Annotated in this window: 12 protein-coding genes; 7 read left to right on the top strand and 5 right to left on the bottom strand. The window is 55.6% G+C overall.

The window, feature by feature from the left end; translation table 11 throughout:
- Positions 1-369: 369 nt before the first annotated feature.
- The 7 genes from ACR0ES_RS14840 (at position 370) to ACR0ES_RS14810 (ending at position 7,746) form a co-directional block, all read left to right on the top strand.
- On the top strand, positions 370-1,146 hold the full coding sequence (locus ACR0ES_RS14840) for a FadR/GntR family transcriptional regulator (protein ID WP_480871179.1): 777 nt from the start codon (positions 370-372) through the stop codon (positions 1,144-1,146).
- A complete protein-coding gene (locus ACR0ES_RS14835) occupies positions 1,139-2,290 on the top strand; it encodes an aminotransferase class I/II-fold pyridoxal phosphate-dependent enzyme (RefSeq protein ID WP_480774236.1) in 1,152 nt (383 codons plus the stop codon). Before ACR0ES_RS14840 ends, ACR0ES_RS14835 begins: the two co-directional genes overlap by 8 nt.
- A gap of 35 nt (positions 2,291-2,325) precedes the next feature.
- Positions 2,326-3,585 (top strand): ABC transporter substrate-binding protein, encoded by a 1,260-nt coding sequence (locus ACR0ES_RS14830; protein ID WP_480774237.1) that lies wholly within the window; start codon positions 2,326-2,328, stop codon positions 3,583-3,585.
- 125 nt (positions 3,586-3,710) lie between these two features.
- Entirely contained in the window at positions 3,711-4,517 is an 807-nt protein-coding gene (locus tag ACR0ES_RS14825; RefSeq protein WP_480774238.1) for a carbohydrate ABC transporter permease, read from the top strand.
- 10 nt (positions 4,518-4,527) lie between these two features.
- Entirely contained in the window at positions 4,528-5,370 is an 843-nt protein-coding gene (locus tag ACR0ES_RS14820; protein WP_480477286.1) for a carbohydrate ABC transporter permease, read from the top strand.
- Positions 5,371-5,381: 11 nt separating this feature from the next.
- The gene (locus ACR0ES_RS14815) at positions 5,382-6,449 is read left to right on the top strand and encodes an ABC transporter ATP-binding protein (RefSeq protein ID WP_480774240.1); all 1,068 of its coding nucleotides are present in this window, start codon (positions 5,382-5,384) and stop codon (positions 6,447-6,449) included.
- Between the two features lie 67 nt (positions 6,450-6,516).
- The gene (locus ACR0ES_RS14810) at positions 6,517-7,746 is read left to right on the top strand and encodes an AGE family epimerase/isomerase (RefSeq protein ID WP_480774241.1); all 1,230 of its coding nucleotides are present in this window, start codon (positions 6,517-6,519) and stop codon (positions 7,744-7,746) included.
- 144 nt (positions 7,747-7,890) lie between these two features.
- Here ACR0ES_RS14810 and ACR0ES_RS14805 read toward each other — a convergent pair whose 3' ends face one another.
- From ACR0ES_RS14805 to hpaD, 5 genes are all read right to left on the bottom strand, one after another.
- Complete coding sequence (locus ACR0ES_RS14805) at positions 7,891-8,946, bottom strand: aldolase/citrate lyase family protein (protein WP_480871178.1); 1,056 nt, start codon at positions 8,944-8,946, stop codon at positions 7,891-7,893.
- 12 nt (positions 8,947-8,958) lie between these two features.
- Positions 8,959-9,759, bottom strand: a complete 801-nt coding sequence (gene hpaH / locus ACR0ES_RS14800) for a 2-oxo-hept-4-ene-1,7-dioate hydratase (protein WP_480484354.1) — start codon at positions 9,757-9,759, stop codon at positions 8,959-8,961.
- A complete protein-coding gene (locus ACR0ES_RS14795) occupies positions 9,756-10,610 on the bottom strand; it encodes a fumarylacetoacetate hydrolase family protein (protein ID WP_480774243.1) in 855 nt (284 codons plus the stop codon). The genes hpaH and ACR0ES_RS14795 overlap by 4 nt, the downstream gene beginning before the upstream one ends.
- Positions 10,610-12,082 (bottom strand): NAD-dependent succinate-semialdehyde dehydrogenase, encoded by a 1,473-nt coding sequence (locus ACR0ES_RS14790; RefSeq protein WP_480484356.1) that lies wholly within the window; start codon positions 12,080-12,082, stop codon positions 10,610-10,612. Before ACR0ES_RS14790 ends, ACR0ES_RS14795 begins: the two co-directional genes overlap by 1 nt.
- Before the next feature lie 93 nt (positions 12,083-12,175).
- Complete coding sequence (gene hpaD / locus ACR0ES_RS14785) at positions 12,176-13,027, bottom strand: 3,4-dihydroxyphenylacetate 2,3-dioxygenase (protein WP_480774245.1); 852 nt, start codon at positions 13,025-13,027, stop codon at positions 12,176-12,178.
- Positions 13,028-13,170 lie beyond the last annotated feature (143 nt).

Below are 13,170 nucleotides of genomic sequence, written 5' to 3'. Positions count from 1 at the left end.
CGGAGATGCGCCCCCGCATTTAAAAAGTTAGATCAGCCTTGCCAAGTTTGCACATCTTTTTTTGGGCAAGAAACCGCGGGTCCCTAGCGTAAAGAAGCACTATTCAGCCGTAGCTGACAAAAATCTAACGGCAATTACAGGCGCCGCTGGGCGGGCGTTTCAGGATTACGGCAAATCGGGCGGAATACAGCAAATAGACGGACGCGCGAAGACCGCAGCCCGCCAACAAGCCGCAGGCGATTATGGTTGCATTGATCCCGCCGCGAAATGACCGAGACCGGATTTTTCGACTTCAACTGTAAGGATGACAAGCGTTTTTTAATGTCGGACATTATTGTTTATTTTGTCCTACATTAAATGTAAAAGTGAATGAAATACGAATCGGAGAAGCCGCGCGTGGTCAAAAGAACGCCCCCAAAAGAAAAAGCTGAGAGTGTCGGCAACACCTTGAAGGTGCTACCGGCTGGCAGCAGCGGCCGGGACGTTCTGGATGCTCTCTCTGGAATGATCGAACTGGAAGGTTTGAAAGTAGGCGATCGCCTGCCGCCAGAGATCGAAATCGCAAATCAGCTTGGGATCGGAAGGGCGAAGGTTCGCGAGGCCCTGACAAGCTGGCAGAACATGGGCATCGTTGTGCGGAACAAGAAAGCCGGGACGCGATTGGCGGCCGAGGTATCTGCCAACACGATCCACCTTCCATTCACGCTGAAGCTCGAAGCCGAAAGCCTTTTGCGGACGCACGCCGTGCGTCGGCCACTGGAAATTGAGGCAGCAAGGTTGGCAGCACTGAATTGCTCAGACGCGCAGCGGCTTTTGATTTCGGCCCGCGTTGCAGAACTCATAGCTGTTCATTCTGCCGGTGAGGACTGGCGTCAGGCAGACTACCGGTTTCACGCTTCACTGCACGAAGCGTGCGGAAACCCATTGTTCGGGCAGCTAATCCGGCAGATTCAAGAAGCCTTTAACGAAGTATACGAAGCACCATTCGGCCAACCGCACTTGGGTCAGGCCTCAATTCCAATGCACACGCAACTTGCCGAAGCAGTCGTCGCTGGCAGAGCAGAAGAAGCCGCAAGGATTGTCGGCGAGATCATGGACATGGTCGAAGCAGAAGTCCTGGAAATCATGGAAAGTCAGAATGTCTGATTACAAAGACCTTGCAACGCGTCTTGCAGCAATCTTCCCGGACGCGGCAGGTTCGGTCACGCCGCCTATTGTTCAAACCTCACTATTCACTTTCGACAATTATCAGAGTTTTGAAGACCGGATGGCGGGAAGATCAGAAACAGCCATCTACACGCGCGTGGAAAACCCGACCGTCGCCGCGTTTGAAACGCTCATGGCTGAAGCCGAACAAGGTCAGACAGCCGTTGCATTTGCTTCCGGGATGGCCGCAATATCTTCGACGCTGCTGGCATTTGTCAAACCCGGTGACCGGATTGCCTGCGTCGAACATGTCTATCCGGACACATTCCGGTTTATGGAGCGCATCCTGCGCCCGTTCGGGGTGCATATCGACTATCACGCGCCGGAGCGTTTCGAAAACGACCCCGAACTGCTTGCCGATGTAACGCTTGCCTATCTGGAGAGTCCCGGTTCCGTCGTTTTTGAGGCGATGGATCTGCGCCGCGTCGCAGAGCATGCCAGACGCCACAATGTGCTGACGATGATCGATAATTCATGGGCAAGCCCGGTATTCCAACGCCCCCTCACACTGGGCATCGATATCGTCATCCACTCAGCCTCGAAATATATCTCGGGGCACTCGGACACGGTTGCGGGCGTGGCGGTTGCCTCCAAAAACCATATCGCCCGCATCCGTGATCTGACACTTCCTTTGCTTGGTGCTAAACTGGCACCTTTTGAAGCGTTCCTGTTGACGCGCGGCCTGCGTACTTTGCATGCGCGCATGATGCAGCATCAGGCGACTGCCAACATCTTCGTCGATCACCTGGCCACTGTTCCGCAGGTGAGGCGAGTCAACTCACCCGGGGCCAACGACGTTCCCGGGTTGACGGGGCGGTCCGGACTTATGTCGGTTGAGTTTGATGACAGTGTCGACATCGCAAAGTTTTCTGATGCTTTGAACCTATTCCGCCTCGGCGTGAGCTGGGGCGGCTTCGAAAGTCTGATCCTGCCTGCACGCGTTGGGCTTGCTCAGGCTGGCGAACAGAACTCAATGCAGAAATTTGGGGTCTCACCCAATCTGGTGCGCCTGAGTTTGGGGCTCGAGTCGGCAGAAGACTTGTGGGCCGATTTTGCTTCGGCTCTCGCCGAAAGCACGGCTTAGAACTGTTCGCTCAATAAAATCAACAGGAGGAAAACATGAAAAAACTACTATCAGGAATGACGGCTGCGGCCGTGTTCATGGGTTCGGCATCTTATGCCGAGACCACACTGAAACTGGTCGAGGTTATTACGAGCCCCGAGCGTACAGAGGTGCTTCAGGGGCTGGTTGATGAATTTGAAGCCAATAATCCCGACGTCACTGTCGAGATTGTATCGCTGCCGTGGGGCAACGCGTTCGAAAAGCTGGCGACAATGGTGGCAGGTGGCGACATCCCGGATGTGGTTGAAATGCCTGATACCTGGCAGGCTCTTTATGCCGGGTCCGACCAGCTGGTCAGTCTCAAGGACCATGTCGCTGGATGGGAACACGGGGCAACGCTGACAGACAAGACCGTTGCCATGGGCAGCCAGGCGGGTGATCTCTATATGATCCCGTACGGCTTCTACCTGCGGGCGATGTTCTACAACAAAAAACTGCTGGCCGAAGCCGGTATCGACACCCCTCCGACTACGATGGAGGAGTTCAAGGCTGCCTCTGCCGCGGTGTCCGAGCTTGAAGGCAAGTACGGATACTGTCTGCGCGGTGGTCCCGGTGGAACAAATGGCTGGATCATGTTCGCCGCAGCCATGAACGGCACCAACGAGTTTTTCACAGAAGACGGCACCAGCCGCATCAACGAGCCCGGCTCGGTCGAAGGCATCCAGTTCATGATCGACATGTATCAGAACGGATATGCGCCCAAGGATGCCGTCAGTTGGGGCTTTAACGAGATTGTGGCTGGTTTCTATTCCGGCACCTGTGCATTCCTCGATCAGGACCCGGACGCACTGATCGCTATTGCCGAGCGGATGCCTGCCGAAGATTTCGCGGTCATTCCGATGCCTGTTGGGCCTTCGGGCAAAGCTTTCCCGACCATTGGGTTCGCAGGCTGGTCGATCTTCAGTGCAACTGAACATGAAGCCGAAGCCTTTGATCTGGTCGCAGCCCTGTCGACGCCCGAAGCCAACGCCACGTGGGCAAAGCGTGTTGGCGTCATTCCGATCCACAAAGGCGCCGACCAGGATCCTCATTTCCAGACCGAGCAATTCAAAGGCTGGTTCGAAGAACTGAACGGTGAGCAATATGTGCCGACAACAATGCCAACCAACCTGGAGCAGTGGGGCTACTTCGGCAGCACACTTCTGCTGGAAACCAGTCAGGAAGCCCTGTTGGGGCAGCGCAGCGCGCAGGACGTCGCGGATGAGTGGGCAGAGTTCCTCACCGACGAGCATGCCAAGTGGAAGGCAAAACAGTGATTTCGCGTACTCAGAAAACTGTCAGGCCCGGGGAAACCCGGGCACGACGCTCGCTCTACCTGCAATACATGGTCGAGCCTTTTTTCTATTTGTCGCCCGCAATTCTTTTGATCGGTGCGGTGATCATGGTTCCGCTAATCATCGGAATCTCATATTCGTTCCAATCCATTGAGCTGTTAAAGCCTTTTGCTTCTGGTTGGATCGGGTTTGAAAACTACGTTGACCTGTGGCGAGACCGCAAGTTCTGGATCGCGATGGAGAACACGCTGTTCTGGACCTTTTGGTCGATAACATTCCAGTTTCTGCTTGGCCTTGGCCTTGCCATGCTTTTGAACACGCAGTTCTTTGGAAAGAAACTTTTTCAGGCGCTTGTTTTCCTACCCTGGGCTGTCCCGACCTTCCTTTCCGCGCTGACTTGGGCGTGGCTTTTTAACCCTGTCATCGGCCCGCTGCCGCATTGGCTGGCCGCGCTTGGCATTCTGTCAGAGCCCTACAATATCCTTGGCGACCCCAAGCTTGCCATGTGGGGTCCGATCACAGCAAATATCTGGTTTGGCGTGCCGTTCTTTGCGATCACGCTGCTGGCGGCTTTGCAATCAATACCCGATGAGCTTTATGAGGCCGCAGAAGTCGATGGCGCGACCCCCTGGCAGACCTTCACCAAGATCACGTTGCCGTTTCTTGCTCCGATGATCGCGATCACCGTGATGCTGAGGACGATCTGGATCGCCAATTTCGCCGACCTGATCTATGTGATGACCGGCGGCGGGCCTGCCAATTCGACGCAAATCCTGTCGACCTACATATTCACCACCGCTTTTCGCAAATTGGACTTCGGCTACGCGTCAACCATTGCTGTGGCGCTGTTGCTGATCCTTCTGATTTACGCCGTTATCCTGCTCTGGCTTCGCAAGAAGCTGGTCAAGATTTGAGGAGTTGACCATGTCAGCTGTCAGGAAACCCAACCCCCTGCTGGTTGTGGGTAAATACGCGGCACTTGCGTTCTATCTGATCTTTGCGTTGTTCCCGCTTTATTGGTTGCTCAAGATCGGGTTGACGCCGGACGCACTGATCTTTTCAGAGGGCACCCGCCTGTTTCCAAGCGAGGTGACCTTTTCAAACTTCAAAACGGTTATCTTTCAGACCGATTTTGTGGCCTATTTCCGGAACTCTCTTGTGGTGTCGCTGGGCGCGGCGTTCTTTACGACCTTGTTCGCGGCTGGGGCGGGTTATGCCTTTTCCCGCTTCGTTTTTGCGGGCAAACGCATCATCATCGCCTTGATGCTAGTCACCCAGATGTTCCCCCTGCTGATGATCATCGCACCCATCTACAAGATCATCGCGGACCTGGGGCTGCTGAATTCGCTGACAAGCCTTATCGTGGTCTACACTGCGTTCAACATCCCCTTTGCAACATTCCTGATGCAGTCATTTTTTGATGGCATACCCAAAGATCTGGAAGATGCGGCGATGATGGATGGCTGTACACGGTTTCAGGCGCTGCGCAAAGTGGTGTTCCCGCTGACATTGCCCGGGTTAGGGGCGACGCTTGGGTTTGTCTTTACTGCCGCGTGGTCCGAGCTGTTGTTTGCGTTGATGCTGATCTCGAAGAACGACGCGATGACATTCCCGGTTGGCTTGTTGACGTTTGTTTCCAAATTCTCGGTCGATTGGGGGCAAATGATGGCAGCCGGCGTGCTGGCGCTGATCCCAAGTTGCCTCTTCTTCATCTTCATTCAACGCTATCTCGTGCAGGGCCTCACGTCCGGCGCGGTCAAAGGATAGGAGGCCAGATCATGGCACGTATCGAACTTCGTGACGTTGCAAAACGCTATGGATCCGTCGAGGTCCTGCGCAACATCAACCTTGAAATTCAGGATGGTGAGTTCATCGTTCTGGTCGGCCCGTCAGGCTGCGGCAAATCCACTTTGCTGCGCATGGTTGCTGGTCTTGAACCGATATCAAGCGGCGACTTTCTGATCGATGGCGAGCGTATGAACGATGTGAGACCAAGGGACCGGGACATCGCGATGGTGTTCCAATCCTACGCTCTCTATCCGCATATGGATGTCGCGCGAAACATGGGTTTCTCAATGGAAATCCGCAAAGCTCCGGTGGCTGAACGCATATCAAAGGTCGCCCAGGCGGCAGAGACGCTGGGATTGACCAAATTGACGGATCGCTTGCCCAAAGCCCTTTCAGGTGGTCAACGTCAGCGGGTTGCTATGGGACGGGCCATCATCCGAGACCCGCGCGCATTTCTGTTTGACGAGCCATTGTCAAACCTTGACGCCGCTTTGCGTGTCGAGATGCGGCTGGAGATTGCGCGGCTGCATCAAAAGCTCAGCGCGACCATGATCTATGTGACCCATGATCAGGTCGAAGCGTTGACGCTGGCAGATCGGATCGTTGTTCTGAACGCAGGCGACATCCAGCAAGTCGGCAGCCCGCTTGAGCTTTATGAAAGACCGGCCAACAAGTTTGTTGCGCAGTTTATCGGCTCACCCACCATGAATGTTGTGCCTGTATTGGGAACTGAAACTGGTGTGAATGTCGGGAATGGGGTTGAAATAAAAATCCTCGATCAACCCCTTACCGCTCAGGCCAAAGAACTGGGTGTAAGGCCGGAACACATCGATGTCGTGGACAACGGTGCCGGTGATCTGTCGGCCGTTGCGGATGTTGTTGAACATCTGGGGTCGGACACGAACATCTACGTCAATGCCGAGGGGATCGGCCCCATGATGGTGCGCAAGCATGGCAATATCCCCGTGAAATCCGGGGATCGCCTCGGTTTGCGCATTCAAGCACAGAATGCACATCTGTTTGCCTCGGATGGTACAGCGTTGCGACGGGCTTGCTGAGATGATGGGCAATTTGGAAGATCGGGCCAAGTCGCGCACGACAGGACTCCATCCGCGGGATATTTAGATGAACGACAATCAGTTATTGCTTCCGGGGTCACAGTCCGAGACCGGGTTTTGGATTGAAACGCCAAGACACCGCGATTGGTTGATGAACCAGGCCAAGCGGCAACTTACGTTCTTCAGCGCGAGTTGCCGGGATGAGCCCGGGTTCTATACACTTGGTCACGATGGTCGCCCGCTGCCCGGCAAGCTGCAGGAGCTGCACACGACAACCCGGTTGATTCATTCTTATGCATTAGGACATCTGTCTGGTTTTCAAGGTGCTGAACGGATCATTGATCACGGTATGGCATTTCTTGAAAGCCATCACCGAGATCGCGACCACGGCGGATATCTTTGGGCGCTGGAAGGGGATCAGATCAAGGATGACCGCAAGCTTGCTTATGGGCACGTCTTTGTCCTTCTTGCCTCGGCAAGTGCGAAAATGGCGGGTCACCCGGATGCAGACAAACTAATGACAGATGTCCGAAATGTTCTGGAAAAACACTTCTGGGACGAAGAAGCGGGCCTGTTTCGCGATGAATGGAACAGGGATTGGACGCCGTTTTCCGCATATCGTGGAATGAATGCCAATATGCACGGCGTTGAGGCGATGCTGGCTGCCTTTGAGGCAACAGGGGACGAAACCTACCTGTCCCGCGCCGGTCGCATTCTGGACTTTTTCATTGGCAAAATTGCACCCGGTGAAAACTGGCGGCTTCCCGAACACTATTCGTCTGATTGGCAAATTAACCGAGATTATGCGGGCGATCCGATGTTCAGGCCTTCCGGAACAACGCCGGGGCATTCGTTCGAATTGGGTCGGCTTCAGCTTCAGCATTGGGATTTGTCAGGCCGAACGAGCCCTAATACTCCGAACACGGCGCGCCACCTGATTGCGCAGGCTTTGAAAGATGCGTGGCTGCCTGATGGCGGGTTGGCCTACACACTTGATTTTGATGGCCGCGTTGCCAACGCTTCGCGGTTCTGGTGGCCCATCACCGAAGCCATCGGGGCGGTTGCCGCTCTGATCGTGCTTGACAGAAGGCCAGAAGACGAGGAGTGGTACAGAAAGCTCTGGACCTATGCGAATGAAACATTTGTCGATCATCAGCATGGCGGCTGGTATCCAGCAGTAGATGGGGCAGGGGCTGTTGTGACATCCATCTTTGACGGCAAGCCGGACATCTATCACTCGTTGCAAGCCTGTCTGTTTCCACTGTCACAACGTCTATCGAGGTTGATGCCGCTTTAGGTTTGGAAAATCCGCAGTTGCGGCTTGTTTTACCCGAGTCAGAATCCGGTGCAGGATCTTGTCGAATACCCGCAGACTACAAATCGTAGCCTGCGGCGGTGTCCGAAAGTCCCGGGCGCGCTCGGTTGCCCTTGCATTCCAGCGCTATGCATTCCAAACAACCTCGAACTCCTCGCGAAACGCAAAGCGTTTCAGGTGGTCCTCTATAACACCCATCCAAAAGTTCAAATCCTCACGTGGGCCGACTGAAGCAACTATTTCCAGCCCTTCGTCCGTCGCTTTCATCGCAACCGCGCGCCGGTTTTCAAACGAAACGTTTCCTTCAGTTGCGCCAAATTCGACTTGCCCTTTGTGGGACCAGTGCTTGCATAACTGCTGAAGATACTTGCTGGCCATTTCTGTTCGCGCATTTCCAGACGCGCACTGGTCTGGCAACATTTCCAACGCAGTTTCGGCCGCCCCGCGCATAGACTTGGCAAAAAGTGTTACGTCGATATTCGTGGCCAGGAACGTAACCCCAAGATCCAGACACTTGCGCTGCATCACGGGGTCCAACGTTAGGATGCCCGCTGCCTTGCCCGCTGCCACGATCCTTGACAACGCGTCCAAAACCGCTTCGACCACGTCGGGGTGGCCAGCATTGCCGATGTGCCCCATATCCGCGGCCAAATCTGACGGACCGATATATACGCCGTCGACATCTGTCGTCAGAATGTCATCCAGTGCATCCAGGCCAAGGCGGTTTTCCACCTGAACCAACAGGCAAATCTGGTCGCCTGCCGTTGTCAGGTAATCCGGGATCGCCGCGAAACGCGAAGCACGCGCCAGAGCAGACCCAACGCCTCGAACTCCATGTGGTGGATATTGCACCGCGCGCACCAATTCCCGCGCTTGATCGCCGCTTTCAACCATTGGCACCAATACGCTTTGGACGCCAGCATCGAGATATTGCTTGATCATCCAGGTCTCGCCAATTGGCAGGCGCGCTACCGGTTGGCTACCTGTGCCTTCGATGACCCTCACTTGCTCAAGGATAGACCGCAGATCGTTCGGGGCATGTTCCCCGTCAACAAGCAGCCAGTCAAATCTGGATGTGGCGGCGATTTCGGCGGCATATGCATTGGCCATCCCAATCCAACATCCGATCTGGGGTTTTCCGGCTTTCAGTGCGGCCTTGAAGGGGTTTGTTGGCGCGGGCATTAAGGTGCTCCTTCAATCAAATTTGATATCGACCGAGCCGAAGGGTCCGAAATCGGCGTGAATTTCTGTGCTTGGCGGGCATTCGACGGGGCGAATGAAGCTGCCCGACAGGATCACTTGTCCGGGTTCAATACTTTGTCCGTATTGCGCCATACGCCGGGCCAGCCAGACAACACTTTCAACAGGATCATTCAATACGCCGGCCCCAAGGCCGGTTTCCTCAATCTCACCGTTGCGGAAGGTCAAGGCACCAACCCAGCGCAGGTCGAATTCGTCAATCGCGTGGCGCTCTGTACCCAGCACAATCCCTGCATTGGCGGCATTGTCGCTGATCGTGTCAAAGACGGTTCTGGCCTTGCCGGTCTCGGGGTCCTGACGCTGAATACGTGTGTCCAGAATTTCAATCGCCGGTGAGACGTAGTCCGTGGCGGATACGATGTCGTCGCGGCTGACATTCTCGCCACCGACTGCGGATTTCATGATAAAGGCGATTTCAGCCTCGATCCGGGGCTGGATGAACCGGCCCGCAGGGACCATACCACCGTTTTCAAACGCCATATCATCAAACAGGATGCCGCTGTCGGGAATATCGATGTTCAGCGCATATTGCATCGCTTTCGATGTCAGACCGATTTTCCACCCGATGACCTTGCGCCCCTCGGCCAGCTTCTGGCGATAGATGGCGTTCTGCACCTCATAAGCGTCGTCCATACCCATCTGGGGGTGGCGCAGGCTCAGCAGACCGATCTGGTCGCCGGTGCGTTCGGCCTGAAGCAGGTCGGCTGCTGCGCGGGCATGCTCTTCGGGTGTCATGCCTTCTCATCCTCGACTGTGTTGCGCAGGGTGCCGATACCTTCGACAGAAACCTCGACCACGTCACCCGGTGCAAGATATTTTGGCGGGTCAAAGCGCGCGCCCGCACCGGTGGGGGTGCCGGTTACGATAATGTCACCCGGTTTCAGGGTCATGAAGGTCGAGATATACTCGATCTCGCGCCGGATCGGGAACATCATGCGGTCGAGGGTGTCGTCCTGACGCAACTCACCATTGACGCGGGTTTGAATGCGGGCGTCATCCAATTGCGCCGGGTCGGTGAAGGGCACCAGCCAAGGGCCGATCGACCCTGAATTATCCCAGTTCTTGCCCTGAGTTACGTTGAACTTGGCATGGCGCACCCAATCGCGGATCGTGCCTTCGTTGCACAGCGTCAACGCGGCGATGTGCTCATAGGCTTCGTCCTGCGATATCCGGCGACCCGCCTTGCCGATTACAATGGCCACTTCGCCCTCGTAGTCCAGCGTGTGGTTTTCCGGCGGACGGATCAGCGGGCGGTTGTGGCCGGTAAAACCGCTGGCAAAGCGGGGGAACAGCGACATATATTCCGGTTGCGCGCTGCCATCCTTGTATTCCGCATTTCTGTCCGGAAAGTTCACGCCGACGCACAGAATGCGACGTGCATCCGGCATCACCATTTCATAGGTGAAATCGGAATGGGTCACAGGCTTACCCTCGGCCGCCGCAGCCAACCGGCTAAACTCACCCGCAGCGATGACCTCATACAGGCTGGAAAACTCGGGGAAATCACCGTTCAGGGCAATCGCACCATCATCGGTAATCGCGCCAAAAAAGGTATCCCCTTCGGTGGTAAAAGTAGCAAAGCGCATTAAGCCTCCTCGGCGGTGTCGATGCCGCCCATGCACAGGTATTTGAGTTCCATGAAGTCATCCAGCCCATGGCGCGAGCCTTCACGGCCCAGACCAGACATCTTAACCCCGCCAAACGGAGCTTCCGCAGTCGAGATCAGGCCGGTGTTGATTCCGACCATGCCATATTCCAGCTTCTCGGAAACTCGCCAAACGCGAGCCAGGTCGCGGGAATAGAAATATGAGGCAAGGCCGAACTCGGTGTTATTTGCCGCAGCGACGACTTCGCTTTCGGTGTTGAACTTAAAAAGGGGTGCGACCGGGCCAAACGTCTCTTCGGTCGCGACCGCCATCTCCGAAGTAACACCGGTCAAAATGGTTGGCTCAAAGAATGTGCCACCCAGATCGTGCGACTTGCCGCCCAGAGTGACTTCGGCACCTTTCGAGGTCGCATCAGCGATGTGCTCAGCAACCTTGTCGACTGCCGCCTGATCGATCAGCGGACCAAATATGATACCTTCGTCAAAGCCATTACCAGTGGGCAAAGTCGCTACTTTGTCGCGCAGCTTGGCGGCAAAGGAATCGTAGACACCGGCCTGCACGTAAATGCGGTTGGCACAAACGCAGGTCTGACCATTATTTCGAAACTTGGCGATCACCGCTCCTTCCACAGCAGCGTCCAGATCAGCATCATCGAAAACAATGAAGGGCGCATTGCCACCCAGCTCCAACCCCAGTTTTTTGATCGTTGGTGCGCATTGCGCATATAGAAGCGTTCCGATCTCGGTCGAACCGGTAAAGGTCAGTTTCTGTACTGTCGGGTTCCCGGTCATCTCGCCGCCAATGCCACGGGCTGAGCCGGTGACGACCGAGAACAGCCCCGCAGGCAGGCCCGCTCTTTCGGCCAGAACCGCCAACGCGATAGCTGAGAATGGAGTCTGGCTGGCCGGTTTCAGAACCATGGAGCAGCCCGCCGCCAGAGCAGGGCCAGCCTTGCGCGTGATCATAGCGTTTGGGAAATTCCACGGCGTAATCGCGGCTACAACCCCGATGGGTTGTTTGATCGTCAGGATGCGTTTGTCTGGCGCGTGGCCTGGGGTGACATCACCATAGGCGCGGCGGGCCTCTTCTGCGAACCACTCAATGAAGCTGGCACCATAGGCGATCTCACCTTTGGCTTCGGCCAGTGGCTTGCCCTGCTCAGCTGTCAGGATGGCACCCAGATCGTCCTGGTTCTCCATCATCAGTTCGTACCAGCGACGCAGAATTTGACTACGCGTTTTGGCGGTGCGTTTAGCCCACCCGTGGCGCGCGGTCTCGGCGGCAGCAATAGCTTCGGCGGTTTCGGCGGCGCCCAGATTGGGAACATGACCAATAACTTCACCGGTGGCAGGGTTGGTGACGGCAAGGCCGTTGGCCGGGTCAGCTTCAATCCAGCGTGTACCTACAAGGGCAGCCTCTCGCAGCAAACCGGGGTCTTTCAAAGGAAACATTTGGGGACCTGCATCAGTTCGAATTAGATAGATCAACGGCTTGCCCCGCCAAAAGGCACCAGGGGCAAGCAATCGGTATGGGAACCGCGACCCTCAGACCGGGAATATGACGTTAGTCTGACCGGTGCCCGAGGACGGGAAATACTCGGTCACAACCTCGCATTTCTTGTCGTAAGCGTCCCAGCCGAGTGCGCCGTATAGCATCGCGGTATCATGCATCGAACCTTCACCGCAGCAGAAGTTGGCATAGTCACCCAGCATCTTGAGGAACGTAGCGTGATCGCCGTTTTTCCACATTTCCAGCACGTGCAGATCCATCTGGCGATTGAATTCTGAGCTGATTGTGAAAGTGCCGTTATTGGCGGCATAGTCCTTGTTGGCCCAGATCTTGTGCGACAGCGAACCCGACGCAACCAGCAGCACCTTTTCGTCGCTGGCCTCGACTGCTTCGCGGATTGCCTCGCCGACGATACGGCTTTCGTCATGAGCGTGCACAGTGCACCACGCACCGATCGACACCACTTTCATTTCGTGTTCACGGCTCATGAACCGCATCGGCACCAGTGTGCCGTATTCCACCTCAAGGCTGTCCAGGTGATGGGCCAACGTATAAGCACCCTTTTCGGTCGCAATCCGCGCAATCGCATCACCCAATTCGGGATTGCCCTCATATTTATAGGGCAGGTCCTGAATGAACTGGGGGAATTCATTCGATGTAAATAGACCCTCAAAATGGTCGTTGGCGTTTATGTGAAAGCCCGCGTTCAACACCCAATGCGTATCACAGATGACAACAGTTGTTGCGCCCAGTTCCTTGGCGCTACGAGCAATCTCCCGGTGGCCATCAATAGCCGGTTGACGCTTGCCTTTGATCGGTCCTTCCTGCTCGGACATGAGCAGGGTAGGCACGTGAGTCATTTTGGCGGCAAGTACGATTTCTCCCATGGTCTCCTCCTGGAGTTAGAGTTTCTTAGCGCGTATTTCGAGTGCAGTCGTTTTCACTTCCCCAGCTGCATGATGTTGTGATTTCCGGTTGCGAAGCCGACGTGTTTTTGTTCCATGTAGAACTCGAAGCTCCAGTTGCCGCC

The sequence above is a fragment of the Ruegeria sp. N7 genome (assembly GCF_056531345.1).
The sequence above is the reverse complement of the archived record's forward strand: the minus strand, read 5'-3'. Positions and strand labels throughout refer to the sequence as shown.